Below are 26005 nucleotides of genomic sequence, written 5' to 3'. Positions count from 1 at the left end.
GCAGAGCGGTCGACGGTCAGATCAGGCCGGTTTCAGGGGGCAGGAGCTGCGAGCGCCGGACGCATGCCCCATTTCAGCGTCACACCCAGGCTCGCAACGATGATGAAGGCGAGGCCCGCGAACTGCCTGGGGCCAAGGATGTGACCATAGGCAACGGCATCCACGATCACCGCGCTGGCCGGATAGAGAAACAGAAGCACTGCAATCAGCGGCGTGGTGAGCTTCGGCAAGGCACCGTAAAGCAGCATATAGACGCCGCCGGTGTGAACCATTCCGATGAGGGCGAGCCAGCCCCACTGGCTTGATGTGAGATCCTGCGGCGCGAGTGGTGTAACACCGGCCAGGAGCAGCGTGCCGCAGAGGCACTGAACGAGGGTGAGTTGGGGCGCGTTGATGCCGCTCAGGCCCTTGGCGATGATCGTGACCAGTGCGTAGAGAAATGCGGCGGCGAGCGTAAACAGGATGCCTGTAAGATAGAAGCCGTCGGCGGTCAGGTCGGCGCCGGTGAGACCCGTGGCGAGCACAAGACCCGCAAGTGCCAGGGCGATCCAGACGAAAGTGGCCGCGTGCAGGCGCTCACGGAAGACCACGGCTCCGAGAACCACGACAAAAAACGGCTGTACGTGAAAGAGGATGGTGGCAACTGCGATGCCGGTGCGGTGGATGCCTTCGAAAAACAGCACCCAGTTGGCGATCATCAGGAACCCGCTGGCCACGGCGTAGGTCAGCGTGCGCGCAGGCAGCCGCAGCAAGCCGGCAAGGTCCCTCCGCCAGAGGCAGTAGAAAGCCAGCATGAGGCCGCCGATGGCGCAGCGATAGAAGGCCGCGGAGACCGAGTCCGCTCCGCTTTCCAGCACGCACAGTCCGATTGATCCGAGAAGGGTCTGCGCGGCGGCTACGCCCAGAATGCCCTGCGTTCGCGTTTTCATGCCACGTCGTCCTGTCCGAGATTGCCGGAAGCAGGATGTGCGGATTGTCATTATCTTATCAAACGATATAATCTGAAGAGACTATTCAGATATATTGAAAGATCATGGAACTCGATCACGTTTTGCTCAAAACCTTTGTCGCCTGCATTGACGCGATGAGCTTCACGCGTGCGGCCTCCCTCGTGCATCGGTCGCCAGCGGCCGTCTCCATGCAGATCGCCCGCCTTGAAGAGCAGATCGGGGCGCGGCTGTTCGTGCGCGACACGCGCAATCTGGCGCTGACGCGGACGGGAGAGGAGCTTGAGGGTTACGCGCGGCGGATCCTGCGGCTGCATGACGAAGCAGTTGAAGCGTTCCGCCGGCCGGACATGGCCGGTTCGGTCACGATCGGTGCTCCCGATGACTATATCTCCTTCGTGCTGCCGCCGGTGCTTCGCCATTTCGGCGCATTGTTTCCGCGTGTGGAAATCGAGTTGGTGTGCGCCCAGTCAACGGCGCTGGTACCTCGGGTCGAGAAAGGCGAAATCGATCTCGCGATCGTCACGCGCTCCGCCGGCATGGAGGGTGAGTTGATCCGGCGCGAGCCGATGGTCTGGATCGCTTCGCGGGACCGCGTGGCACTGGAGCGTACGCCCTTGCCGGTGGCGCTGTTCGAACCCGGCAGCCAGGCCCGGGCCGTGGTTCTGGCGGCGCTCGGCCGCGGCAACGTCAGATACCGTTCCGCCTATGCGAGTTTCAGCTATTCGGCTTTACTGACCATCGTGGAGGCCGGGCTGGCGGTTGCCGCCGTCACCCAAATCTCGGCTCCGTCAAGCGTTGCCTGTCTGACAGAGGAGGACGGCCTGCCGGCCGTCGAGCCGCTCGATGTCATCCTGATACGCCGCCCTGGGTCGGCCAGCATTGCTTCCAACGCACTGGCGGAGGCAATTCTGGACAGGTCCGCATAGGACGGCAGCCTTCGGATCCTCCCAAACTGTCACAAATGGTGCGCAATGCATAAATTCCCGCAGGCGAGTTCACGCAAGATTCAGGTTTAGGTTGTTTGATCCGATGTTCCATGTCTCGGGATCGTCGGGAAATTCGGGGTGTCCAGCAGTATCAATCTTCTTCTTCGGTCTATGCGTCAGTTGGTTCCCAACCCTGAGACAAGCGCTATTCTTGCGTCGGTCGGGGTCTCGTACTGGGCTTACGACCCGATTGCGGAAGAGATTTGCTGGCAGCAGCTCGATGCGGACAGTTTCCGCGGCTACCGCGTGGCGAAGCTGGCAATAAAACGGGCGTTGGATCATTACGCCCCGGCGGATCGCAGACGGTTCCTGCAGGTCATATCCGACGCTGTCGAACACGGATTTTCGACCCCGGCACGCGTGACCATGACGACCGAACTTGGCCAGCGATCCTACGATCTGGCCGCCGCGCGGATCATCGGGAAGACCTCGCCGCTGGTGATCGGCCTGATGAAGGAGTGTCAGCCCGAAGCGTCGGCCAGTAACGAGCTGCCCAACATACTGCAGACCCTGTCCAATGCGTTTGCCGTCACGTCCAGTGCGGTTCTCGTGGCCGACCGCAACGGCGTGGTCCGCTCGGCCAACCGCCAGTTTCTGAAACTGTTCTCCATTTCCGACAGCAAGCAGATCGTCGGCAGGGACGTGCGCACCATTCCCAACCATCTCGGCAAAAAGCTGGTCGCCGCCATTGGGAACCTGCTGGCTGGACATGCCGTCGCGGCCGGGTCGTTGAAACACGTGCGAAAAGACGGAACGACCGCCGAAATCGTCTTTCAGATCAACCCGTTCGCCATCGACCTTCCCTTTGGAGGGGTCATATTCGTCGGAGAACTGAGCAGCGATTCACTGGAGATCGACGCCGCGGAGGTTCTGGATGCGGTTCCAACGCCGATCCTTGTGGCCGATCTGAATTCGCGCCGGATCAAATACGCCAACAAGGTCGGGAGAGGTGAACTCGGGCTGTCCGCAACGCAGATCGGCACCGAGCGCCTGACGGACAAACTGATGAGCGCTGCCGACGTCCGTGACCTGTCGCTCGTGCTCGACAATGTCGGCTGGGATGCCGGCCGGGTCTGGCAGATCGAAAGCTATGTCGGCCTCAAGCGCCATTACAGGATCCGGTCCTGTTTCATCGGCGAGGCGGCCTCGCGGCAGGTCATCCTGGAATTCCTTCCCGCCCGGGCGGGCAAGGACACGCCCGCCAACGAGAAGGCGCAGAATTTCTTTTCCCGCCTGCTTGAAATGAGCTTCAGGTAGAATGCTTCAGGCTCCCGCGATCGCCGGCCGTGTCCCCCATCCAGACTTCGTGTACCGGAGGTCCGCTGGCCGACGCTGACCACTTAACGTGACATCCTGCTTGCCGATCACCTGCCTGATCTCGATTCGAGGGAATCGGTCCCGTCCGCGAGTCGGCCTTTGACCTCCCGAAACCGTGCGGAAACCATACACGCAGGGCCACTTTTCGACACCGGACCGTGCTTTCGGCGGAAGTCCTGAAACGGGGTTTGCGCCTGTTTGGAGAGAAGACCCGGATAGGCGTCAAACGGAACCGGGTGCGTAATGGGAAAGGCCTAATTACTTGAAATCCCTACGGTAATTGGCGCATTCGCAATTCTTTGCAGTGATATTGCCGTTTCGACGATTAACCTTCCCGGTTCGCTTCGCCCCGCGGTTTTGCCAGCTTTTTCCTGCGTTCACAGAGGCTTGTTAAGTACTGGTTAACTTAAAATTCCTTGCGTGCCCGATCGGATTTCGGCATCTATGACGGAGTGTCCGGGTTACTCGGGTGCGAAACCGTCAGAGGGCATCAATGGCCGTAAACGAAATTATTGTCGGCGAACGCGATACAACGGCAAAGATTGAAACCTTTACGCAAAGGCTGTCGGACCGTTTGCAGACGATGCGTGAAATGGCCTATCCCCCGGAAGCGCGCAAGATGTTCGGCCGAACGTTCTCGACAACGGACCTGGTGCGCCTGCTCGGCGTTCCCGAAAGCACTCTGCGTACCCTGACGCTCGAAGGCAAGGGCCCCCAGCCGCACCGGGCGGAAAACAATCGCCGGATCTATACGGTCGACCAGGTTTGGGAATTGCGGTCCTTTCTTGCCGAGATGCGTCCCGACGATGCGCTCCGGCTGACGCCGCATCGGCGGCCCGGTGAAAAGCTGCAGGTGATTGCGGCGGCGAACTTCAAGGGCGGCAGTTCGAAGACCACGACCTCGGTGCACCTGGCGCATTATCTCGCCCTGCAGGGCTACCGGGTGCTGTGCGTCGATCTGGACCCGCAGGCCTCCATGACCACCACTTTCGGCATTCAGCCGGACCGGGATCTTCGCTCGGGCGAGGGGGACGACGAGCGCACCGACACGACCTATGACGCGCTGCGCTACGACAATTTCCGCATTCCCTTCTCCGAAGTCATCCGGGAAACCTATTTCCCCGGCATCCATCTGGCTTGCGGAAACCTGCGGCTGATGGATTTCGAGTATGACACGCCGACGGCGCTTGCCGAGCGCTACAGCGACGAGCTGGGGCTGTTCTTCCAGCGGCTCGACGCGGTGATCCAGTCCGTTGCAGACAATTACGACGTGGTGGTTCTCGATACGCCGCCGTCACTGGGCTACACGACGATGGCTGCGCTTTATGCCGCGACGGGGCTGATCATCACCGTGCATCCGGCCATGCTCGACGTCTCGTCCTGCTCCCAGTTCCTGAAGATGATTTCCGACGTCACCCATACGCTTTCAGAAGGCGGAGCGGTGTTCGAGCATGACTTCACCAAGTTTCTGCTGACCCGTGTGAACCCCAATGACGGTCCGCAAAAGATCATGTCCGGCACCATGCGCGATCTCTTCGGAACCGATGTGCTGGTTGCCGAAGCGATTGAATCGACGGCGATCGCCTCTGCCGGCGTCGCCAAGAAGACCCTTTATGAAATCGAACCCGGGGAGATCGGCCGGGAGACGCTGAAGCGCGCGCTGGAAAGCGCCGACCGCGTCAATGCCGAGATTCTCGACCTGATCAAGAACGTCTGGGGCAGGGAGACACGATGATGAAAAAATCGATCGTAAAAATGATGTCCGATGCCACGGCGGCGGCTGCGGAAAACAAGAGCGCGCAGAAGCCGGCTCCAGAACAGAAGGTGACGGCTCCGGTGGTCAATTCCATGGGCCGGGCCCTGTCGCATATGCGCGAAGACAGCATCGTTTCGCTCGATCCATCGAAGATCGATCCCAGCCCCTATGCCGATCGCTTTGAAACGGATGAGGAGGCTGCCGAGGCTCTGGAAGAGCTGAAGCTGTCGATCCAGGATGAGGGCCAGAAGATCCCGGTGCTGGTACGCCCGCATCCGAGCGAAACCGGCCGCTATCAGCTGGCCTATGGGCATCGGCGGCTGTTTGCCATTCAGGCCCTGATGTCGGCTTCCTCGAAACCGGAAACGGTCAAGGTGAAAGCCTATGTGCGCAAGCTGAGCGACACCGAACTGATCAAGGAGCAGTCGCTCGAGAACGGTGTGCGCGAGAACCTGACCTTCGCCGAAATGGCGCTCTGGGCGGTCCAGCTTCGCCAGGCGGGCCTCAAGCAGCGGGAAATGCAGCCGGTTCTTGGACAAGTGCCGACGGTGATTTCCAACATGCTGAAGGTCGCCGACAGCATTCCGCCGGACATCATTCGCGCGATCGGCCGGGCCAGGAATGTCGGCCGGCCGGCTTGGATGGATTTTGCAAGGCTGTTCGACGATCCGAACGCGGAACACCGCATTCGCGATGCCATGGAAACGCCGGTGTTCAGAGCCGCTTCCGCGCAGGAGCGGATGGCGATGGCCACCAGGGCCGCGCGCGGCACGGACAGAAAGCCGGCGGCGAAAACAAGAACCGCCGAGATCGCCCTGAACGGAAGCACCGTTGCCAAGATGAAGACGACCGCATCGGCAACGACCATTTCCATTCCAACGGCCGAGACGGAGTTCGCAAGCTGGCTGGCGGAAAACCTGGCTGATCTGCACGACGACTTCCAGCGGCAACGGAACACGTCCGCAGGCGGCGATCAACAGGGTTAGGCCGCTGCCAGGCAGGGGCATCAGCCCTGCGGGAAACCGGCGGCATTAAAACCGGAACGTGGAGGGATAAGGGACAAGAAAGCGAAGAGCAGAAATGAAAAGAGACTGAAACGGCGGCAACCGTTCAGCCTCTAGTTCACGGTTCAACTTGGAAAGCCCAAACAGGAACCTCAACACGATCCTGTTTTAAGCTAATTCCGAATCACACGCAAGAACCATCTCGCGTGAACGGTGGATTTCCGCCGAATACCTCCAGTTGGACCTCCCGAAATATATAGCGCCGCGCCTTGTTCTGGCCGGCGAACGGAGGTTTTTATGCCTACTGTTTCGAACGTCTCTTCCTTTCGGAAGGTGACGCCGGGGATGCTTGCATCTCAACGCCTGGCGATGTCCAACGACATCCCGGACCACGGGAAGTCCGAGGTTGCGATCGCGCTCAAGAGAGCCGCACAGCCCATGGGGCTGACGTCCACCGCCTATCATGTTCTCGATATCCTTTTGGGATTGTCGAAGCCTGAGGACTGGAAAGGCACGAACCGTCCTGTCGTCGCCATCAGCAACGAAAAACTGGCATCTTATGTCGGCCGCAGCGAACGGACCGTCATTCGCGCCATCAAACAGCTCGTCGAGGCCCGCATCCTGGCCTATCGCGACAGTTCTACCGGCCGCCGCTGGGTCCACCGCAACGACACGGGCGACATTACCTACGCCTACGGCCTGGATTTCACGCCGGCACGTGTCCGCTACCGCGAGATCAAGCGGCTTGCCGATGAGTGGCAGGCGGAGCTCAACGCGGAGCGCGAAGCCAGGCGGGCCGTGACGAAGCTCTCCAGGGCCATCATCGATATCATCGAGGCAACCACGGATCTGGACCTCTCCGACTTCCACGACCGGATGATGTCCATCATGGCGTGCGGAAAAGGAGCCCAGGAGAAGATGGTGCTCCTACAGGATCTTTATGACCTGTTGATCGAGGCGCTGACCGAAGGCCAGAAACAGGCCCATAATGTGGATAATTATCAATATACGACAGGCGAGCATGACACGAATGTCACCCAATTATTTAATACAAACTCTCAAGACTCTTGCCTAAATAATCGGACATCCGCTCACGCGGATGAAATCAATACTCAACCTGACGACGCCTACGGCGCCGAAATAGCTCCTGAAAGGGAGCAAGCGGCGGGGCAGTGTGGCAAAATCAGCCGCAATACCGGGCGGAAAGGTCAGAGAGAGGCGGATTTCACCCGGTCCGCGGCGCTGGACGCCGTTTCGATATCTCTGCTGGAAAGCGCGTGTACGACCGTCCAGAGCGATTTCGGTCTGTCACTCAAAAGCTGGGCGGAGCTGCTGTCTGCCGCCGAGGTGATAAGGCTGGGGATCGGCCTCAGCCAGAGCGCCTATTCCGAGGCATGCGGACGGCTGGGACGGCAGGCGGCCGCGGCGATCCTTGCGGTCGTTGCCGAAAAGGCGCTGCGGGATCCCGAAAGGATCAGCTCGCCGGGTGGGTACTTCCGCGCTTGCTGCGACCGTGCCGCTGAGGGCAAACTCGCCCTGGCACGATCGCTGTTTGGCCTGGCGGCGGGATGATTTCCGCCGGTGGGGGCTTTCGTTCGGTGCGGAATTAGGACATTATAGCGATGCTTGGTTTTCCAATCGGTACAAAGTGCCGGGAAACGAAGAGGGAATTCGGACAGGGCGGACCCAAGCAGGGCGCTCGGAGCCGAAGCCGCCCCCGCGACTGTATGCGGAGAGCGCACGCCGGATAAACCACTTGCAGATGTTGCAGGGAAGGACAGGCGATGTGCTGAGACCCGCGAGCCAGGAGACCTGCCAGGCATTGCTTAAAACCGGCTGTCGGGTGTGACGGCAAGAGGACAATATGACGACACAAACCAACACTGCATCACTTTCGCTTTCCAGCATTCTGCCGCTTGCTTTTGCGGCCGTCCTGGGCTTCGCAATCATCACGATCACCGGACACGTGCAAGCGCAAGGCCTGCATGACGCAGCGCATGACGTGCGTCACGCGACCGGATTCCCGTGCCACTGAGATGTTTTCCCGTTTATTGATCAGCGGCTTGTTCGCTGGCGCTGCAGCAGGGCTTATTGCGGCCCTGCTGCAGCTTTACTTCGTGCAGCCGGTCCTGCTCCACGCCGAGCTTTATGAAACCGGCGAACTGGTTCATTTCGGTACCGCAGCGGTCAGCGCTCACCAGGATGTCGGTGGTTTCGACCTGATGCGTGACGGCCTCAGCGTCGTTTTCGCGATGCTCACCTACACCGGATATGCCTTCATCCTGCTGGTCGGCATGGCGATTGCGGAAATGCGCGGAGCGAAAATCACCGCGCGCAACGGCTTGATCTGGGGTCTTGCGGGTTTCGTGACCTTCCACTTCGCACCGGGCTTTACGCTGGCACCCGAAGTGCCGGGCGTTGCGGCCGCCGATGTCGGCGCCCGGCAGATCTGGTGGTGGGCGACGGTCGTGGCGGCCGGCGCAGGCCTCTGGTTACTCGCCTTCGGCAGAAACTGGCTGGCATGGGGCGCAGCCGCGGTGCTGCTGCTGGCGCCGCATGTCATCGGGGCACCTGAGCCGGATGCATTCAGCGGCCCGGTGCCGACCGAGATCGGCGCTCTCTTTGCCAGCCGTGCCTTCGGCGTCGGCATGGCGGCCTGGATGCTGCTGGGATGTTTTGCCGGGTTTTTCTGGCAACGCGAGGGCGGCCGGATCGGAGCGGTTCAACCCGCCTGATACGGCTACGACCGGGACAGAACGGTCAAGCGGGCGGAGCATCCTGTTCCGCCTGTTTTTCTTGATACCTGCAGATTTGGTACTTCTATGGAACGTTCCCTCGCGCTCTTTGCGATCGGACTGATCTTTGGCGGCGGCATCGGTTTTGTCGTTGCGGCCGGCAACGGCATTACCCTTGACGGACATGATCACGGCGATCCCGCGGCTCATCATTCGCCAGCGATTTCGGCGAATGCTGTAGCAGGACAGAACACCGGCCATGCCGGGCACGATCATGAAGAACTCTTGTCCGTCGCTGAAGGACCAGGCGCGCCCACGCTGGACATATCCCTCACGCCGGATCCCTCAAGCGGCTGGAACCTCCACATCGAAACCGGAAACTTCCGCTTTGCCCCCGAACACGCCAGTACGGCCCATGTGGCGGGCGAGGGCCACGCGCATGTTTATGTGAATGGCGAGAAGATTGCCCGGCAATACGGCTCGTGGCTTCACCTGCCGTCGCTTCCCGAAGGAGAGGCCGTGGTGGAAGTGATCCTGAACAGCAACGATCACCGGACGCTGGCGGTGGCCGGCAAGCCGCTCAGGGCCAGCGTTACCGTCGATCCCCGGTAACATCGGGTTTGGCGGCCATCAGCGCGGGTACGCGGGCGCGCAGGCAGAACCTGAGACGCCCGCAGGGGCGGGCATCTTCGATCCAGCCGTTTTCCGCATCGAGATATGTACGGCCGGTCGCCACGATATCCTCAATGTCGTCGGGAATGGACAGTCCCGCAAACAGATAGGTAGCCCGGCCTTCTCCCTGCAGGGCGAGCGAGATCGGTTGCTCGCACGCACCCATGCAGTCCGCCGTTTCAATGGAAAACGCGTGGTCAAGGTGATTGTCGCGCAAGGCCTGCGCCAGGTCTGCAACTCTGCTTTCGGCGCCGGACGGGCCATTCTTGCACGTCCGGCAGATCACGATGCGGTTCATCTGACAGGTCATAGCCAATGAGTATCGGTGTTGGCAATCCTCGAGCGACGACCGCGCCACTCTGATTGTCCACCGTCATGTCCGGCCAGCTTCCAGAAACCCTGTGAATTCAAACGCGCGCGACTCGGCGCGACGTTGAATTCGTTGCATTGAGTATCCGTAAATCTATGCACACTCATTCTTGAGTGAAATCTACCGCTTTATCCACCTTACGTATTCACTATCCGGATAACGAATGAAACTAGACTTACCCAGTGCGAGTTAACTACCACTTATACTCAATGCAGCTTAGGTGATGATACAGATAAATTTGGTATCATCAAGTGAGAGCATTGTGATTACTCGCATGGACGATTCAGGCTCCGGCAAACGGAAATCCCACGCAGATCAGGTCATCAGCCGGTTTCGCTCGTTTCGGTCGTCGACTGAAGGGAGCGTCTTGCCATTGTTCGCAATCACGCTCTTGGTGCTGATCGTCGCTGGAGGAGCCGGCGTCGATTACACCAATGCCGTCAGGACAAGACATGTCTTGCAAAATGCACTCGATGCAGCGGTGCTTGCCGGAGCGGCGGCCACCGAGGACCAGATTGCAGTCGCGGAGCAGTATTTTGCCTCTAACGTCGCCGGCCATGAAGGCTTGAAACCCTCTGTGGAATTCACAGTGGGGAACGATGAGGTGACCGGAGTCGCTTCGGCGGCGGTGGGCGCCTGGTTCGTGCACCTGCTGGGTATCGAGGCAATTCCGGTAACGGTGTCGGCGGCTGCCGGGGCGGAAACCTCCGCCGTGGTGTGCATTTACGCCGTGAACCAGCTGGAGAGCGAAGGCTTCAAGGCGAACGGCAGCGGCAAGATCGACATGCCGGACTGTGAAATGCACGTCCATTCGAAGACCTCTTCCGCAACCTGGATCGATTCCCGTCATATAGACACGAAGCGTCTTTGCGTCGCCGGATCGCTCGGCGGCAACGCACGTCCGTGGCCGGATGAGTTCGAGGGCCACTGCGATGTGGAGGACGATCCGATCGCTGGAACTCTGCCGGCGCTGTCTGACGAGCTTGTGGCAGAAGAAAGCTGCGTTCCCTGGTCGGCCATGCCCGACGAGAACGCCACGGATATGGTGTTCAAGCCGGGGACCTACTGCTACTACCCCAACATCAACGGGCACGTTCAAACCGTCACGTTCGAGCCGGGCGACTACGTCTTCAAGAGCGGCCTGACCTTCAGCGGTAAGCATGTCGTTTTCGGCGCCGGTAATTATGTCTTCAAGGGCGCCAATTTCCAGTTCAACGGATCTGTCCAAACGGTGGAAATGGGTGCCGGCGTTTACGTCTTTTCAGGCGGTTCCCAGTTGCGGTTCGATGATCAGAAAATAACCGGGACAGGGATTACGATTTATCTCGCAGATGCGGAGTCCGCTGTGCGCACCGTGCAGGGCAGCTCGAAAGCCACGCTCAGCGCGCCCGAAACGGGCCCCTATGCGGGCATTCTGTACTACGAAGCGCCCGACATTTCCAAAAGCAGTTCCTTCATTCTGGACGGCGAGCTGAACCTTGCGGGCATCGTCCATTTGCCGAGCCGGAACCTGCATCTCAATGGCAGCGGCAAGATAACCGGCAACGACATGATCCTGGTGATCAACAAGCTGAGCCTTGACGGCTGGATTTCCCTCACCAACAGCGCCGCGGGCTCTACACCCGGCTCCGGCAAGACCCGCCTGCTGAACTAGCCGGCCCCACGACTTCCAAAGGAAGCGAGTCTGTAACTGAAGTTTCTGAGTTGAGCCGCGTAAACAAAAACCAGAACGGATTTCTTTGCGCAAAGATGCGCGAAGAAAGCTTCGACTAAAGAAGGCGAAAGAAGTTGACAGCAAACAGCAAAAGAAAACCTAATACGGTGGACGCTCACGTCGGGTCGCGCATTCGGTTGCGCCGGGTATTGATGGATATCAGCCAGGTCAAGCTCGCCGAGGAACTTGGGGTGTCGTTTCAGCAGATCCAGAAATACGAGCGGGGCGTCAATCGCGTGGGTGCCAGCCGGCTGCAGGAAATTGCGGATGTTCTCGGTGCGCCCATCACATTTTTCTTTGACGATATGCCTGGCAGACCGTCGAGCAATGGAACTGCACAGTTTCGCGAGGCCGAGACAGAGCAGATGGCCGAGTTTCTTTCCTCTGCAGATGGTCTGAGATTCGTGCGCACGTTCCTGAGCATAAGCGACGGCAGGGTCCGTCGCCGGATCACGGACCTGGTGAAGTCATTGGCAGACCAGGATGTCGCCGGTGAAACGGATGAAGACGAGCAACCCGCCCCGGTGGCGATGACCGTGGTGAAATAACAGGAGGGGAGGAGGCCGCTATCCGCGCCTCTTTCCTCCCGCATAATGCCCTATCCCCGATTGACGGTGGTGGAGGGCGAGGCGCCGAAGGCTGCTTTGTACTGCGCGGAAAAGCGGCCCATGTGGCTGAATCCCCATTTGAGCGCAACGTCCCTGATGGAGAGGGTGTTTTCCGCCGATGACAGTTCCCGGTGGACCGCTTGCAGCCTGATCTGCTGGAGGTAGATCAACGGTGTCGTTTCGCGGAATTGCTTGAATCCGATCTGCAACGTGCGGGCGCTTACGCCGGCCGCGGAAGCGATATCCGCCAGCCTGATGGGCCGGTGCATGTTCTCATGCATGAAATCGATGGCCTTCTTGACATGCCGCGGCACGACGTGAATGAGACGCTTGCGCAAATCTCCGCTGAAGCGGTGCTGGCCGTGCTCCAGAACAAGCCTTACGACAGCCTCCGCCATGAGCGTCATGGCCTTCGGCGAGTGCTGCAGGACGCGTTCGGCCGCCAATCCCTGCGCCATGGATCTGCATACGGTAATCAGGGTCCGTCCGATCGGCGTGCTCAGATCGATGAGCGGCCTGATCCCGAGCTGACCAAGCGTGGTGAGCTCGAACATGTCGTAGAGACAGGTGTTCACCAGCGCAGCGTTGAAAATGAATGTGGCGGACGTGGCCAGGTTCATCCGCGTGTCGGTACGGACCGTGGTTCGTCCCACTTCCGCGGATGACGTGACGATCGCCGTGCCGGGGACGTGGATAATCTCCTCACCCCTGATGGAGGTCTCTGAGGCTCCGGTCGTGCAAAAGCGCAGACCCAGCATTTCATGGTCTGTCTGCGGCGTGTAGACCCAAGGTGCGTTGTAGCGTGCGCGCAGCAGCGTGACCGAGTCATTCACTGCCAATTCGGCCTTCCATTTGAACGCGCCCTCTTGCTCCCTCCGTTCGGCCCGGAACTGCGGAAAACCCGGCATGATGGCCGCGAGCATGTCCTCAAAGTCGGTTCCGGCGGTTCCCGGTTGCCTGAAGAGCGGGTCTTCAAATTGTGATGTCGACAACATAATTTCCTAAATCCGGCGGCAGATGACGCCAAAAAAGAGGTGCGCACCTCAAAAATACCTGCGAGCAATCCGGCAGCTCTCCGCAAGAGGAAATACCCGGACGTTTTAGGGTCCTTCAGGACAAGGCCTGAGAGCCCGAACGCGAACGTCTGGGCTGCTCCCGGTCAGCCTTGAGCGATCACGTCGTAGAGCCGGCGTTGCGCTTCTTCCGGAGTGATTTCCCGGTTGTTGAAGAAATCGGAGAGTACGCCGATCCAGCCTTCGGACATTTGTGAGGGCATGGCCATGGACTGCGCGCTGATTTCCCTGTTCTCTTCCTGGAGCATTTGCACGCCGAGCTTGCCGCAGCGGTCGAGCTTGTCCATGTCCACATCCAGGCGGACGGGCAACGAGCCCTTGATACGGCTGAACTTTACCTGGTTGTCGCGATCGAGGACCATTCGCGCGAATGCAAGCTGCGCTTCGTCCGATCCTTCCCGGGGAATAACCGGAAAGGCGAAAGCATCTATCACCATGAAATAGGCGATTTCCGTTCCGGGCACGAAGCTGCACTCGAAGTCCTTGCCGATTTCATAGCCGCGGGCGATGAGTTCCCCCTTTGCCCAGTCTCCCATGAACTGCATTCCGGCCGCGCCCCGGCCGACGGTCGCCGTTGCATCCGCCCAGCTCTTTTCCCGCCTTGCGTCGAAAGGTTCCGCATACAGGGAGAGCCTGCGCAGCGTCTGCAGGGCTTCCAGGAAACGCGGATCGTTTACCGCCTCGGCATTGCCTGAGATGGCGCGCGCATAGCCTTCTGCCCCCAGCCTTTCATAGACAATGCCGTTGAAAATAAGCGAGACTTCCCAGGGACCTCCGCCCAGAGCGATGGGCAGGGTGCCGGCAGCCTGAAGTTTTTCCGCCGCATCGAAGATGTCCTGCCACGTTTCAGGGAGCTTGAGGCCGAGTTCGTCGAAGACGGTCTGGCTTGTCCAGAGCCAGTTCTCGGCGTGGATATTGGTCGGCGCGAAATACACCTTGTCATGATAGGTGATGCGGTCGAGGACGGCAGCCGGCAGGATGTCGCGCCAGTTGTCCTCCCGAGCAACGCTGTCGATGTCGCGAACGATCCCCATTTCCGGCAGCTCGCGCGAGCCTTCGTTGGCGTTCCACTGCATGACGGCCGGAGCGTATCCGTTGGCAACCCGTTCACTGACGGCGCGCTGCACTTCCACCTTGTTCTTGGCAGGCAGATCGATCCAGCGGTTTCCATTCTCGGCCCAGGCCTGCCGGAACACGTCAAGTGCCTGTGTTTCGCTCTTTGAAATCCAGAAGTGGACGACGTCGACCGTGTGTGGTTGCTCTGCCAGGGCCTCTCGAACCTGCGCCGTTCCGGTCAGCGCGAGACAGACAATCAAAAGAACCTGCCTGCTGTTTATCATGTTGTTCCCTCTTCTTTTTCTGGAGATTTGATCGTGTTCGGCCAGATCAGCCTGCATTCGCACGCCTCAATGCAGGCAGGATTGCTTAGCTGGTCAGTAGGATCGGTGCGGTTTCTTCGTTTTCCGCCTGGCTGAAATGCAGTCTCCCGCCATTACATGCGCGGCCCGTCAGATAGGCCCGCGCCTGGGTGGCGGGTTGCGGTTTGGAGATGAGGTAGCCCTGGCCGGCGTCACAACCGATGCTCAGGAGGAACCGGCGCTGCTCGTCGGTTTCGATCCCCTCGGCGACACATCGCTTGCCCAGGTTCCGCGACAGATCTATGACCGCGCGAATGATCTGTTCGCATCGGGTGTCGATGCCGAGATTGAGGACGAAGCTCCGGTCGATTTTCAGCTCGTCAAAGGGAAAGTCCCGCAGGTGCACGAGGGACGCGAAACCGGTTCCGAAATCGTCAAGGGATATGCGTGCCCCGGCTTCCCGGAACCTGGTGGCCGAGGCGTGTATCTGTTCTGCCTGCCGGTTCAGGAAAACGTCTTCGGTGACTTCTATGACGAAATCCCGCCAATCGAGGTTGTTCTCCTCGATTGCCTCGCCAAGCAGTTCGTATCCGCTTGGCCCGGCAAGGGATGTCTCCGACAGATTGATCGCCATCGACCCGGGCGACAGACCGGCGTCCTTCCATATTCTCAGATCCCGCGCTGCGATCTGGACAACGGCCCGGGTCATATCCAGGAACTGGCGCGAGTCATTCATGAGGGGCAGGAAACGTCCGGGCATAAGCAGGCCCAGTTCCGGGTGGCGCCAGCGCACCAGCGCTTCGAAACCCAGATGTTGCTGCGTTCGCAGGTCTATCTTCGGCTGGTAATGGACGATGAATTCATCGCGGTCTGCCGCAATGGCCAGGCCGGCCGTCAGCTTGTCCTGCTCGAGATGAAGAGCCAGGGAGGGCTCATCGAAGACGACCGCGGAATTGCGCTGCTTCTTGGCGGTGTAGAGCGCATGATCCGCCACCCTGATGAGTTCTGCTTCGTCTGAACCATGGGTCGGCGCAATGGCGCCGCCGATACTTGCCGTCAGTTGCAAGGGGCGGTTCTCGAAAACCACCGGCCTTGAGATAGCATCGGCGGCACGTCCCGCCAGCGCCGTCAGCGTGCTTGCGTCGCCAAGGCCGGGAAGCAGCACGGCAAACTCGTCACCGCCAAGGCGGGTGACCACGTCGCCGCTGCGGAAACTTGTCTTCAGTGCACCTGCAACGTGACGCAGAATGTAGTCGCCGGCCGGGTGACCATTGCTGTCGTTGATGCTCTTGAAGTGGTCCAGATCCACCAGAAGAATTGCAAACTCGGTGCCGTGCTGATCCGTTCTGTTGAGCATTTCGGCGACGCACAGGTTGAAGAAGGATCGGTTGCCGAGCCCGGTCAGCGTGTCGGTGTGAGCGAGCTTTGCGAGCTGGTCTTCGTATTCCTTCGTGCGTTTATGCTCACCGCGAAGCTTGCGCAGCAACGGGTTGAAGATCAGCAGGTCGGCGAGCACGAAGAGCAGCGTGATCAACGCCAGAAGGATGGTGATGATCAGTTTTGCGTTGTCGATGCTGACATGGCTGCGTGTGTTCGTGCTTTCGATGAGGTCCTTGAACAGCCCGGTCAGCATGCTGTCCGACGACACGGCGAAGTCTATCGCCCCCCAGAAGGAATAGCGCTGGCGGCGTTCTTTCGTGGTTGCACCGACAACGCGTTCGGCACGTTTCAAAAACGCGTTCAGCATTTCGTTCAGCCTGGTGCGTAGCTCCCGTTCCTGCTTGTTTCCCGGACCAACCAGCGCCAGAAGATTTCCATCCATCTGCGCATAGACGCTGTCGATCCGGACGCCGGAGGCCCTGACGTCGTCAATGGCTTCACGAATGTCCGCCACGATCGGCTCGATAATATATTCGTTCAGGTTGGGATCGGCGGAAGCGCGCATCAGCGCGCGGGTCTGGTTGGCCAGTTGCTGAAAGCGAATATACTGATTGCTCGTCTGGAAGCTGATGCTCTGTTGCAGAAAGTGGCGTTCCAGGGCCGCGCTGACGGTAAAATAGGTAGCGGCGATGAGCACGCACATTGCGACCGCGACGTTCCTGCTGTGACGGCCGATTGACGAGATATAGGCTTCGACGGAGCGCCGGGGATTGTCCGGAATCCCGGTTGCCCTCCTACACTTCAGGGGATGTTCCCGGGACAGAGGACAAATGGCGTCGGGACGGCTCAGAAGTGGGCACTTCTGCCTGTGAGTGCCGTCGGCTGCCGGACGGAGCCCGCAATACAGAGCGCTTCCGGCAGGGTGCTGACGGCGCCTCTCGGTCTCCAGTCCTTCCCTGAAAGGTTTCATGGTCCTAAGCGATGATGCAGCACTTGTTGCGGGACGGTTCTTTACGAAGAAGGCCCTGCACTGGTCGGCGGGCCCTTCCGGCATTCCATACTGACTTCAACGGTTTTCTCCCGATTGGACGATCCTGTTTCGACCCGCCTTGGTTGAAACACTAATGTAGGAATATCCCTAATCGGCAAGGTTAATACCGTACAGTGCAAGTACAATTTATGCGCTAACTGGATAAAGCGGCGCAATTCGGATATGCGAAAAGTTTAGGAGACTGGAATTTGAGAGCACTTCCGCCGCCAGGCGTCTTATCTACTTTGAATAATTGCCGGAGGATTGGTCATTTGCCCGAGGATGGGCTGAAAAACGATAAGCGATTTAACCGCGTGGAAGACCCGTTGAGCTTGAATTGGAGGCCGAGCAATGTGGTTCCGGAGTGACGCTTCAGTGAAACTGCAGGGTCTTTATTGTATTCGATGGGGCTTCGCCGTAGGCCGCCTTGTATTGCGCCGCAAAACGGCCCATGTGGTTGAATCCCCATTTGAGGGCGACTTCGTTCACCGGAAGTTTGTTCTCCGGCGAGGAAAGCTCGTCCCGCACCGCCTGCAGCCGGATCTTGCGAAGGTAGAGCAGGGGCGTTGTCTGGCGGAATTCCCTAAAGCCGATCTGCAATGTGCGCGCACTCACCCCCGCCGCGGCGGCTATTTCCGTAAGCGTGATCGGTGTGTGCATGTTTGCCTGCATGTAATCGATGGCCCTTTTGACGTGTCGGGGCACGGCGCACAGGTGTTGTGGGCGGGGCGAGCAGTTTAGCCGATGGGGCGTGTGTTCCAGTATGAGCCGGACGGCGGCTTCAACCAGCAGTGCCATGGCCTTTGGGGATCTTTCCAGAAACCGATCTGCGCTCATGCCCTGGGACAGGCTCCTGCACAGGCAGGCCAGGGTCTGGCCGGTGCTGCTGCCAAGATCCAGGAGAGGTGCGAGCTCAAGCTGGCTCAGAGACATGCCGTCGTAAAGATCCTGCATGCAGCCGCGAACCACCGACGGATCGAAAACCAGGAAGGCCGAGCTTGCGCACGACTCCGCTTCGGGGCCGGCCATTACGGCTGTTCGACCCATGTCGCACCAGGAGGTCACGACGGCGGTTCCCGGCACGTTGGTGACCTCGGCTTTCCTGATGCGGGTTTTCGCAGCGCCTTCGCCGCAGAACCGGAGAATTAGCGACTCGTCCGGCTTTTGCGGTGTGTAGGTGAAAGACGCGCCGTAGCTTGCGTGCAGAATGCTGACACCGCTGCCTTGCAAGAGCCCCATGTTCCATTTGAACGGGCCGCGCTTCGCCGGGCCTTCGACCAGAAAGTCCCTGAATGTCGGTCTGATATGTCCCAGCATTTCATCGAAGCAGGAACCCGCCGCGGTCGCGCTCTCGAAAACCAGGGCGCTGGTTTCATCGGCGGGATCCGGCAAATCGATGTCCTTCTTATTGTCGTTGTTGCCGAGAACTCTTTGCAATTGCTGCATGCTGCGCTGAACCATGGGCTCGCCTCCGGTTAGACTCCGGTTCTTATTTTCGATTGCGCAAGGGGATCGCCATTGCGCCCGTTCGATTGGCTGATTTGTGCTTGTCGTATTTCGGCGGCTTTGCCTGCATCCGCTCACGAGACATATCTGGCGGCGATTTGTTGATGCAGACGGGGGTTCAAGAGAGCCTGGATGGCTTCATCGATCCGTTCGACGATCGTTTTGGCGTCGGGGAAGGTCTTGCGCAGGCCAAAACGCACCTGTGTTTCCTGTGCATCGGTCAGATATTCGCCGGGGATGCTCATCACCTTGCCCAGCAGGCCCAGTTCCTGCAGCTTGAACTGCATGACGATGGGTTCGGCAAGCACGAAATCGGCATGGCCTGTGGCCAGCATTCGGGAAATCGCTCCGGTGTCGGACACCAGCATGCGCTGCGGGTGATGGCGCCAGATAGCATCGTCGCGGCTGTCGCCAATCAGGCCCGCAGTCTTGAACCGGAAGAGATCCTCCTGGATCTTGCGGCGCGGATCGCGTCCGCATTCGGATTGCCCTCGGCAAAGAAGATGCGGGCCGGGGCGAGAGAGCAGATCGGCGTGGGAGCAAAATAGGCAAAGGCCTCCCGCTCAGCGGTGGCCTGACAGCAGAATGCGTCTGCGGAGCCGGCAGCAACCATGCTTTGTGCCCGGGCCCAGGGAAAGCCGTTATGGGTGATCGTGTAAGGCCCTGTACCGTCAAGTACATTCACCAGGTCGACCAGTATGCCGCGCATGGTGCCTGTGGTTTCATCGAAATAGGCGTAGGGAGCAATGTCATGGCGATGTGCACCCCGCAGAACGACACTCTCCGAGATCCCCGCGAAAACGGGACCTGCGGCCAAAGCGGGAATGGCGGATGCGAGTGTGGTCAGGAAAGACCGCCGGGTGAACATATGACTGCTCCTCTTTCTGGAAGAGAAAACCCGGGGAACAGCATCGTCTGGTTTTTTGATCCGTTACCGGCTGCCGGAACGGGTGACGATTACTGCGGCCCCGGGAAGGTGTAATCGATGGGGACACACGTTATTCAACTGGATCACTTTATTCTCACTGTCGACGGAGGGGTTCTTAGGGACCTTTGCCGCCGTCAATCTTTTCTACACACGGAGTGTAACATGGCAGGCGGTGAATTGGAAGAGCTTTTCATACGCTGCGTCAACTCCCTCATCAAACGGTTGTTTCCGCGTGGCAATTCCCGGCAAAATGTGCTACCTAGCACCTTAGAAGCCAGAATTGTTACGCCTTCTCTGTAATTAAGCGCCCAGACAGAACTTATGGACTACACACCGGACTCACTGGTATCGAGCCGTTTCCTGCGCAAGGGAGAAAGCGTCGTCGTATCCTCGAACGAGCGCAGCCTGCTGCGGCTCCTCTGGCAGAACCCCGGCATCCAGCGATCCGCGCTCACTGGTCGTCTCGACCTGACGCAGCAATCCATCTACCGGATTGTCGACACGCTGGTGGATCGCGGCATGATCGTTCTGGGCGCGCCCGTACCCGGGCAAGGCCGCGGTCAGCCGAGCCCGACCCTGCGTCTGAACGGCGAGTATGCCTACACCTGCGGGATCTCGATCAATCCCGATATCATCCATCTCTACTTCATGGACATGGCCGGGAAGATTGTCGGGCATGACTTCGTCGCCCTGACCGGGCAGCCCATGGCCAAGGCCCTGGATCAGATCCGCACCTGCATGTCGAAGCTACGGACGCGGTGCGGCCTTTCGGAGGAGGCGAACCTTGGCATCGGGGTCGGCATGATGGGCTATAATGTCGGCGGCACGCGCTTCAACGGGCCGTTGCCTTTGCACGAGTGGTCCCTGATAGAGCTGGGGCCGCTGCTGATGAGCGAGTTCGGCAAACCCGTCTGGATCTATATCGGCGGCCAAACCGCCGCCGTTGGCGAGGCCATGTTCGGTATCGGTCGCCATATCCGCCATTTCGCCTATCTGTTTATCGGCTACGGCTTCGGGGGAGGCCTGATCAGTGACGGGGAACTGCTGCTCGGCGGCAATGGAAATGCGGGTGAGTTCGCCTGCATTCTCGAACCTTCCGAGATCAACAAGCGGCCAGCGTTGAAATACCTGATCAACAGGCTGCAAACGAACGGTATCGAAATTTCGTCCATCGACCACCTGCGCCGGAGCTTCAGGCCCGACTGGCCCGGTGTTGCGGAATGGGTGGACGACATCACGCCGACCTACAACCGTCTGATCAACGCCATCTGGGCGGTCTTCGGCCCCCAGGCCATCGTGTTCGGAGGACAGGTGCCGCCGGCCCTGGCGCAAATGCTGATCGAGCGTACGGAATCGTTCGAACTGCCGCGGTACGGAGTGCCGCATCCGCCGGCAAAGCTGGTGATCAGCGAACTGGAAGGTGACGCCACCGCGATCGGTGCTGCCGCCCTGCCATTGAAATCATTGATGTTCTAGGGACGCAGACTGGTTGTCCGGCATTTTCTCTTCAAGACGGGTCTACTTGTTGGGGCCATACCTAAGCCGTCTTCACGTCCTTGAGGAACTTGCTGACCGCGGCCTGAAGACGCTGTGACTGCCCGGAGAGCTGCTCGCTTGCGGACACGACGCGGGTGGCCGCTGTGCCGGTCTCGACCGCAGCTTCCCTTACGCCGTCGACATTGCGGTTGGTTTCGATGGTTCCGGCCGAGACATCCTGGATGGAGCGGGAGATTTCCTGGGTCGCCGATCCTTGCTGCTCGACCGCCGTGGAAATCGAAACAGCGATGCCTTCGAGCTCCGTGATGATCTTCGCCACGTCATCCACACCGATGGCGGCGCCGTCGATTTCCGACTGAACATGGGCGATATAGGAGGAGATCTCTTCCGCGGCTTTGGCCGACTGTCCCGCCAGCTCCTTCACCTCGGCCGCCACAACCGCGAAGCCCCTGCCGGCATCTCCGGCGCGCGCCGCTTCGATGGTGGCATTGAGGGCGAGCAGATTGGTCTGTTCGGCAACGTCCTGGATCAGCGAGATGACTTCGCCGATCCGGCTGGCGGCATCCTTGAGGCCGCGCACCTGTTCATTGACCTTGGTCGCCCGCTCACGGCCACTGGTGGTCTGGCCCGACGACCTGACCGCCTGTCCGCCGATATCGGTGATGGACGCGGAGACTTCTTCAATCGCCGAGGCGATGGTCTGGACGCTGGCGGCCGATTGCTCCGAGGCTGCCGAAACCGCCGAGGCCTGGTTGGTGGTTTCTTCGGCGATCGCGCTCATGGAACTCGCGGTCTCATTCAGTTCCCCGCAGGCCTCCCCGACAAAACGCAGAAGCTCGGCCACGTCGGCGTCGAATTCGGAAGTGCTGCGGGCGATTGCATCGGCGCGGCGCAATTGGGCGGCCTGTGCCTCCTTCTCGCGTTCGGCCGCTGCCATGGCTTCGATCGTCCGCTCCCGGAAGACCTCATAGGCCTCGGTGAGCTGTGCGGCTTCGTCGCTTCCGACGCTGTGGAGGCTGACGGTGGTATCGCCGTCGCCCAACCGGTTGAGGGCCGTCACGACCTGTTTGATCGGACCGGAGATGGCCCTGGTCAGAATAAAGGCCATGCCGGCGGCCAGGACGGTGGACAGGACACCTATGATCAGAATTAGCCGGGCCGACTGGCGTTCATGCTGTTCGGCGGTCTGGGCAGCCTTGAGCGTGAAATTCATCAGTTCCCCGGCCAGGGCCGCGAGTTCACCGTTGAGCGCATCTTCCTCCTGCGCGACCTTGTCGATCAGCGCCTGTTCCTCGCTGATATTGTCGCTACCGGTCGCCTGAGCCTCTTTTGCCCTATGGGCGATTGTTTCTATCGCGTTCTCGGCGTCGATTTCGAAAATGCGATGAGCCTGGTCGATGTGACCGAGGGCCTCGATGACATGCTCCCATTCCGCAAGTTCGTCCTCGCCGTTGGTTTCCGCCTTGATTGTCCGGACCTTTTCGAGCGCGCGTGCCAGCTCTTCGTCGGCCGCGTGGGCAAGTTCCACGAACTTTTCGCGGACAGCGGTAAAGGTCTCATAGGCATGCCGGTTGCCGTTTGCCGCTTCCTGGCCGAGCCGTATGGCGCGCTCGAAGAGGATTGCCTGTTCGAGCTGCATCTCGGTCAGGTGAGAAACCGAGTTGGTGAGCACCAGATCGTGTTCGGCAACCCCTGTAAGCTCGTGCCCGATTGTAGACATCGCCCGTATCCCGATGACGGCCGAGACGGCGAGGAGCAGGATCATCAGGAAACTGAACGATCCCAGTTTGACGGCGAGCGGGAAACGGGAGAGGGCACGGACGAGCATGGAGAGCTCCCTTCGTTGTTGTTTCTTGGACATATGTGTCGGCGGCCAGTATGAATGTTAAGAAGAATGCGCCTGTTCTGGATAATCAATAATTAATTTGATAAAAAAACTAAATAATAGTTACAAGTGTCATAGTATAAGAGAAAAATGCATACGTTGAAATGAAGATAATACGCAACTTGAGATAACTTTTATTCTTCAATTTTAATCTTAGGTTCCACATTGTCAGGGCAGCCTATCGCGATAAGGAGTGGGCCGTCGCTGCCGCCGGGTGGCATATTGGATGCCGGGCATACTCCGCGGCGGCACCGTGCTGGAGTGCGTCCATAACGTTTTAAGCCTACCAGATCCAGAACATGACGATCCAGGGGAGGGTCCCGGCGCCGGCTGTCACAGCGCCGCACCCTGAAGCGATCGTGCGTGGCAGTCCGGAACGGTACCGGCCCGATATTCTCCAGAAAAAGTCAAGTGGGGGAGAAATGCCGCAGGCGGCCGCGGCGCCGGTTTTCACTCCGGCGCATCGACGGACTCTGGTGACCTTTCCCGCTGAGATTGCATGGGAATCGGGCCGGGATCTGTCGGGCAGTCGCAAGCAGGGGTTACATTGGCGATCCTGCAGAACGGCACGCGCTGCATTGGCCATTGTGCCGTGCCTCCGTCATCGAAAGGAGGTCTCAAGCCCTCCGTAATTTTACCATAACCGATGGGAATATATACGTAGTTCCCTGAAACTCACGCCGCGTTAACTCGCCGTTATTTCTGGTCGTGCTTTTTTATATTGGACCTACCAAAGGTCATTCGGGTCGAAGTGGGATTTTCAAATTGCCTGTTAGGGTTGTGGTCGGCGGGCGGGGACGGGAACGTGCAGTTCATTCGCGGAAGTTGTAATCCTCTGGACCTGTTGAATTGCCTCGCCTCGTCGGTCCACAAGGGCATTTGCGTTGTCGATGGCGAACTCGATCTGGTCATGATCAACCGGACGGCCCTCGACCTTCTTGACGTACCGGGCGACGTCATCGAGGCGGACCGGAGTCTTGCAGCCATCATCCGCTTCAAGGCCGCGCGAGGGGACTACGGCGCCGGCGATCCCGACAAGCTGGTGCGGGAGCAGCTGGAAACGGCCAGAGCGTTCGTCCCGCATGATTTCGTGCAAACGCGCGCCGACGGCACCGTTCTCCGTGTTCAGGGGTCGCCGACGGACAACGGCAGGTTCGTTACGATCTATACCGATATCACCGCCGAGCAGCGGCAGGAACGGGCTTTGCTCGAGGCGCGCGAGCGTCTGCAGAATTCGCTGGAGGAGCGCACGGGCGAGCTCAAGGCCAATCGCGACATGCTGCTGAATGCAATGAGCGCCATTTCCGACGGACTGGCAATCGCGGCTCCGGACGGGCGAGTGCTGCTCACAAACGAGAAGATGCGCCAGATTTACCCCGAAACGGCGGAGCTCATCGAAAAGGGTGCCCGCGTGAGCGACGTGATCCGCTCCGTCTTTCCCGACGAACCGGTTCGCGATCTCAGCGAATATTGCCAGGATGGCATGTGGAACGAGCGGCAGTTCCCGGATGGCCGCTGGTACAAGGTGACCCGCTCCCGCACGGAAGACGGCGGGATGATGTCCGTCTACACGGATGTAACCTCCTACAAGGAGCAGCATTCGGTCCTTCAGCGGCACACGGACGAACTCGTGCGCCATCTCAGGAAGGAGAAGGAACTGAATGAGATGCAGCGGGAGTTCGTTTCCATGGCCTCCCATGAATTCAGGACGCCGCTGGCCATCATCGACAGCACCGCGCAAAGGCTGAAGCGCAAGGTCGCCGAACTGAAGCCGGACGCGATTGTCGAGCGGGTCGATACCATTCGCGAAGCCGTGGAGCGGATGCAATATCTCATCAATCGCTTCCTGAATTTCTCGCAGACACAGTCGGTTGGCATGGATATCGAGCTGGAGGAGGCGTCCGTCCGCGAACTGGTGATACTGGTATGCGGTCGCCAGCAAGGCGTCTCGAGGCACCACAGGTTCCATGTCGACGTTGAGCGCTTGCCGGAGAAAGCGGAGATCGACCGGCGGCTCGTCGAGCAAAGCGTGACAAATATCATCTCGAATGCGGTGAAATACTCTCCCGAGACGTCGAATATCCACATCACCGGTGAGTCGGATGACGGGTATCTGGTCATCTCGGTGCGGGACGAGGGAGTTGGAATCCCCGACGACGAAATTCCAAAGATCTTCAAGCGATACTACCGCGCCTCCACGTCAAGCGGCATTGCCGGCACCGGGATCGGTCTCAACCTGACCGAAACGATCGCCAAAAAGCATGGCGGTGCGGTCGAGATCGAAAGTGAAGTCGGCACGGGCACCACGGTCAGGCTGCGGTTGCCGATCAGGCAGGAGCAGCGTGGCAAACGGCGGAGCATGCCGCGGCAGGACGCCTTGAAAGCGGGTTGAATTCCGGAGGGAAAGATGAGCGAAAAGGCCAAAATTCTGTGTGTTGAAGATGAACGCATGCTGCTTCAGGATCTCAAGGAGGAACTTGAAGACGCGAATTACGACGTGATTACCGCGGAAAACGGTCACGCGGCCCTCGACCTGCTATTGACGGAAAAGCCAGATCTCATCATTTGCGATATGATGATGCCCAAGATGGACGGTCCGGCTCTACTGGAACATCTGCGGTCCAGCCGGGCGAACTTCGACGATGTACCGTTCATCTTCCTCACGGCAAAGGCGACCCGGGACGACCTGGTGAAGGGCAAGCGGCTCGGTGTTGACGATTACCTGACCAAGCCGGTCGACTACGATCTGCTTCTGGCAACAGTCGAGGCGAGCCTCGGCCAGATCCGCAGAATCCGGCACCAGGGCCAGTTGAAGCTCCGCCAGCTCTACAGGTCCATGCAGAAACAGCGCGCAACCACCGAAGATCTGCGCGTCACCTTTGTCGCCAGCCAGGCCAACGCAATCCAGCCGATTTCCAAGGCACTCACCGAGCTCGGCTGCATCGTGTCGATCGTTACGGACGACCAGCTTGCCAAACGCAGCTTCTCGCTGGAGAAGACGGACATTCTCTTTCTCGTCTACAGCAAGGTCGTCCACTACTATCTCAAATACCTGATGGAAGACCTGCCCAAGGACTGGAAAGGCTTTCCCGTGCTTCTGGCGCCGCCGAAACTGTCGGAAGAGCAACGCGAGATCATCAAGGACGCCGGTATCGGTGAGACGATCGAGTATCCCTATCCACCTGTCGAGGTTTTCAAGCTGCTCATGAAGCGGATCAAGACGCCGGCGTGAACGA

At 59.4% G+C, this 26005-nt stretch carries 22 protein-coding genes and 1 riboswitch; of the genes, 13 read left to right on the top strand and 9 right to left on the bottom strand.

Annotated elements, in window-relative coordinates; all coding sequences use genetic code 11:
* Positions 1 to 32 precede the first annotated feature (32 nt).
* Entirely contained in the window at positions 33 to 929 is an 897-nt protein-coding gene (locus ON753_RS03530) for a DMT family transporter (RefSeq protein ID WP_265961178.1), read from the bottom strand.
* A 104-nt stretch (positions 930 to 1033) separates the two neighbouring features.
* On the opposite strand from ON753_RS03530, the gene ON753_RS03525 reads away from it, so the two are divergent.
* The 8 genes from ON753_RS03525 (at position 1034) to ON753_RS03490 (ending at position 9360) form a co-directional block, all read left to right on the top strand.
* Positions 1034 to 1876 (top strand): LysR substrate-binding domain-containing protein, encoded by an 843-nt coding sequence (locus ON753_RS03525; protein ID WP_265961177.1) that lies wholly within the window; start codon positions 1034 to 1036, stop codon positions 1874 to 1876.
* Positions 1877 to 2014: 138 nt separating this feature from the next.
* Positions 2015 to 3193, top strand: coding sequence for a PAS domain-containing protein (locus ON753_RS03520; protein ID WP_265961176.1), 1179 nt, complete (start codon positions 2015 to 2017; stop codon positions 3191 to 3193).
* A gap of 553 nt (positions 3194 to 3746) precedes the next feature.
* Entirely contained in the window at positions 3747 to 4988 is a 1242-nt protein-coding gene (gene repA / locus ON753_RS03515; RefSeq protein WP_265961175.1) for a plasmid partitioning protein RepA, read from the top strand.
* Positions 4988 to 5995: a plasmid partitioning protein RepB gene (gene repB / locus ON753_RS03510; RefSeq protein WP_265961174.1), complete on the top strand. Its 1008-nt coding sequence runs from the start codon at positions 4988 to 4990 to the stop codon at positions 5993 to 5995. The genes repA and repB overlap by 1 nt, the downstream gene beginning before the upstream one ends.
* Before the next feature lie 231 nt (positions 5996 to 6226).
* Complete coding sequence (gene repC, locus ON753_RS03505) at positions 6227 to 7585, top strand: plasmid replication protein RepC (protein ID WP_265961173.1); 1359 nt, start codon at positions 6227 to 6229, stop codon at positions 7583 to 7585.
* Positions 7586 to 7623: 38 nt separating this feature from the next.
* Positions 7624 to 7847: riboswitch (cobalamin riboswitch) on the top strand.
* Positions 7848 to 7877: 30 nt separating this feature from the next.
* Positions 7878 to 8048 carry a CbtB domain-containing protein gene (locus ON753_RS03500; protein ID WP_265961172.1) on the top strand — a complete coding sequence of 57 codons (171 nt, stop codon included), beginning with the start codon at positions 7878 to 7880 and terminating at the stop codon, positions 8046 to 8048.
* Positions 7999 to 8748 carry a CbtA family protein gene (locus ON753_RS03495; protein ID WP_323054671.1) on the top strand — a complete coding sequence of 250 codons (750 nt, stop codon included), beginning with the start codon at positions 7999 to 8001 and terminating at the stop codon, positions 8746 to 8748. The genes ON753_RS03500 and ON753_RS03495 overlap by 50 nt, the downstream gene beginning before the upstream one ends.
* Before the next feature lie 87 nt (positions 8749 to 8835).
* Positions 8836 to 9360, top strand: coding sequence for a hypothetical protein (locus ON753_RS03490; protein ID WP_265961170.1), 525 nt, complete (start codon positions 8836 to 8838; stop codon positions 9358 to 9360).
* Here the strand turns inward: ON753_RS03490 and ON753_RS03485 are convergent.
* Positions 9341 to 9718, bottom strand: coding sequence for a DUF1636 domain-containing protein (locus tag ON753_RS03485; protein WP_265961169.1), 378 nt, complete (start codon positions 9716 to 9718; stop codon positions 9341 to 9343). The genes ON753_RS03490 and ON753_RS03485 overlap by 20 nt on opposite strands.
* A gap of 295 nt (positions 9719 to 10013) precedes the next feature.
* Between ON753_RS03485 and ON753_RS03480 the strand changes: the two genes are divergently transcribed.
* Together ON753_RS03480 and ON753_RS03475 are read left to right on the top strand one after the other, a co-directional pair.
* Positions 10014 to 11444 carry a TadE/TadG family type IV pilus assembly protein gene (locus tag ON753_RS03480; protein WP_323054670.1) on the top strand — a complete coding sequence of 477 codons (1431 nt, stop codon included), beginning with the start codon at positions 10014 to 10016 and terminating at the stop codon, positions 11442 to 11444.
* A 134-nt stretch (positions 11445 to 11578) separates the two neighbouring features.
* Entirely contained in the window at positions 11579 to 12052 is a 474-nt protein-coding gene (locus tag ON753_RS03475) for a helix-turn-helix domain-containing protein (RefSeq protein WP_265961167.1), read from the top strand.
* 50 nt (positions 12053 to 12102) lie between these two features.
* Here the strand turns inward: ON753_RS03475 and ON753_RS03470 are convergent, their stop codons facing one another.
* The 6 genes from ON753_RS03470 to ON753_RS03445 form a co-directional block, all read right to left on the bottom strand.
* The gene (locus ON753_RS03470) at positions 12103 to 13104 is read right to left on the bottom strand and encodes a helix-turn-helix transcriptional regulator (protein WP_265961166.1); all 1002 of its coding nucleotides are present in this window, start codon (positions 13102 to 13104) and stop codon (positions 12103 to 12105) included.
* Positions 13105 to 13271: 167 nt separating this feature from the next.
* On the bottom strand, positions 13272 to 14525 hold the full coding sequence (locus ON753_RS03465) for an ABC transporter substrate-binding protein (protein ID WP_265961165.1): 1254 nt from the start codon (positions 14523 to 14525) through the stop codon (positions 13272 to 13274).
* A gap of 85 nt (positions 14526 to 14610) precedes the next feature.
* Positions 14611 to 16626, bottom strand: coding sequence for a putative bifunctional diguanylate cyclase/phosphodiesterase (locus tag ON753_RS03460; RefSeq protein ID WP_265961164.1), 2016 nt, complete (start codon positions 16624 to 16626; stop codon positions 14611 to 14613).
* Positions 16627 to 17325: 699 nt separating this feature from the next.
* On the bottom strand, positions 17326 to 18414 hold the full coding sequence (locus ON753_RS03455) for an AraC family transcriptional regulator (protein WP_265961163.1): 1089 nt from the start codon (positions 18412 to 18414) through the stop codon (positions 17326 to 17328).
* A 119-nt stretch (positions 18415 to 18533) separates the two neighbouring features.
* On the bottom strand, positions 18534 to 18794 hold the full coding sequence (locus ON753_RS03450) for a type 2 periplasmic-binding domain-containing protein (RefSeq protein ID WP_265961162.1): 261 nt from the start codon (positions 18792 to 18794) through the stop codon (positions 18534 to 18536).
* Positions 18795 to 18874: 80 nt separating this feature from the next.
* Positions 18875 to 19327 (bottom strand): type 2 periplasmic-binding domain-containing protein, encoded by a 453-nt coding sequence (locus ON753_RS03445; protein ID WP_265961161.1) that lies wholly within the window; start codon positions 19325 to 19327, stop codon positions 18875 to 18877.
* A gap of 381 nt (positions 19328 to 19708) precedes the next feature.
* Here ON753_RS03445 and ON753_RS03440 point away from each other — a divergent pair, with 381 nt between their 5' ends.
* Positions 19709 to 20863 carry an ROK family transcriptional regulator gene (locus ON753_RS03440; RefSeq protein ID WP_265961160.1) on the top strand — a complete coding sequence of 385 codons (1155 nt, stop codon included), beginning with the start codon at positions 19709 to 19711 and terminating at the stop codon, positions 20861 to 20863.
* Positions 20864 to 20924: 61 nt separating this feature from the next.
* On the opposite strand, the gene ON753_RS03435 is transcribed toward ON753_RS03440, so the two are convergent.
* A complete protein-coding gene (locus ON753_RS03435) occupies positions 20925 to 22712 on the bottom strand; it encodes a methyl-accepting chemotaxis protein (RefSeq protein WP_265961159.1) in 1788 nt (595 codons plus the stop codon).
* A gap of 862 nt (positions 22713 to 23574) precedes the next feature.
* On the opposite strand from ON753_RS03435, the gene ON753_RS03430 reads away from it, so the two are divergent.
* Complete coding sequence (locus tag ON753_RS03430; RefSeq protein WP_265961158.1) at positions 23575 to 25161, top strand: sensor histidine kinase; 1587 nt, start codon at positions 23575 to 23577, stop codon at positions 25159 to 25161.
* Positions 25162 to 25176: 15 nt separating this feature from the next.
* Positions 25177 to 26001 (top strand): response regulator transcription factor, encoded by an 825-nt coding sequence (locus ON753_RS03425; protein WP_265961157.1) that lies wholly within the window; start codon positions 25177 to 25179, stop codon positions 25999 to 26001.
* The last annotated feature ends 4 nt before the right edge of the window (positions 26002 to 26005 follow it).

The sequence above is a fragment of the Roseibium salinum genome (assembly GCF_026240905.1).
GTDB classification, from domain to species: domain Bacteria; phylum Pseudomonadota; class Alphaproteobacteria; order Rhizobiales; family Stappiaceae; genus Roseibium; species Roseibium salinum.
Note: the sequence above shows the minus strand (reverse complement) of the source record. Positions and strands in the feature narration are given on the sequence as shown.

Bases quoted from the DNA above. Each gene is read 5' to 3' on its own strand.
- ON753_RS03530 (WP_265961178.1), bottom strand. From the start codon at position 929: ATGAAAACGCGAACGCAGGGCATTCTGGGCGTAGCCGCCGCGCAGACC.
- ON753_RS03525 (WP_265961177.1), top strand. From the start codon at position 1,034: ATGGAACTCGATCACGTTTTGCTCAAAACCTTTGTCGCCTGCATTGAC.
- repA (WP_265961175.1), top strand. From the start codon at position 3,747: ATGGCCGTAAACGAAATTATTGTCGGCGAACGCGATACAACGGCAAAG.
- repB (WP_265961174.1), top strand. From the start codon at position 4,988: ATGAAAAAATCGATCGTAAAAATGATGTCCGATGCCACGGCGGCGGCT.
- ON753_RS03500 (WP_265961172.1), top strand. From the start codon at position 7,878: ATGACGACACAAACCAACACTGCATCACTTTCGCTTTCCAGCATTCTG.
- ON753_RS03495 (WP_323054671.1), top strand. From the start codon at position 7,999: ATGACGCAGCGCATGACGTGCGTCACGCGACCGGATTCCCGTGCCACT.
- ON753_RS03490 (WP_265961170.1), top strand. From the start codon at position 8,836: ATGGAACGTTCCCTCGCGCTCTTTGCGATCGGACTGATCTTTGGCGGC.
- ON753_RS03485 (WP_265961169.1), bottom strand. From the start codon at position 9,718: ATGAACCGCATCGTGATCTGCCGGACGTGCAAGAATGGCCCGTCCGGC.
- ON753_RS03480 (WP_323054670.1), top strand. From the start codon at position 10,014: ATGATACAGATAAATTTGGTATCATCAAGTGAGAGCATTGTGATTACT.
- ON753_RS03465 (WP_265961165.1), bottom strand. From the start codon at position 14,525: ATGATAAACAGCAGGCAGGTTCTTTTGATTGTCTGTCTCGCGCTGACC.
- ON753_RS03460 (WP_265961164.1), bottom strand. From the start codon at position 16,626: ATGTGCGTGCTCATCGCCGCTACCTATTTTACCGTCAGCGCGGCCCTG.
- ON753_RS03455 (WP_265961163.1), bottom strand. From the start codon at position 18,414: ATGGTTCAGCGCAGCATGCAGCAATTGCAAAGAGTTCTCGGCAACAAC.
- ON753_RS03450 (WP_265961162.1), bottom strand. From the start codon at position 18,794: ATGCTGGCCACAGGCCATGCCGATTTCGTGCTTGCCGAACCCATCGTC.
- ON753_RS03445 (WP_265961161.1), bottom strand. From the start codon at position 19,327: ATGTTCACCCGGCGGTCTTTCCTGACCACACTCGCATCCGCCATTCCC.
- ON753_RS03440 (WP_265961160.1), top strand. From the start codon at position 19,709: ATGGACTACACACCGGACTCACTGGTATCGAGCCGTTTCCTGCGCAAG.
- ON753_RS03435 (WP_265961159.1), bottom strand. From the start codon at position 22,712: ATGCTCGTCCGTGCCCTCTCCCGTTTCCCGCTCGCCGTCAAACTGGGA.
- ON753_RS03425 (WP_265961157.1), top strand. From the start codon at position 25,177: ATGAGCGAAAAGGCCAAAATTCTGTGTGTTGAAGATGAACGCATGCTG.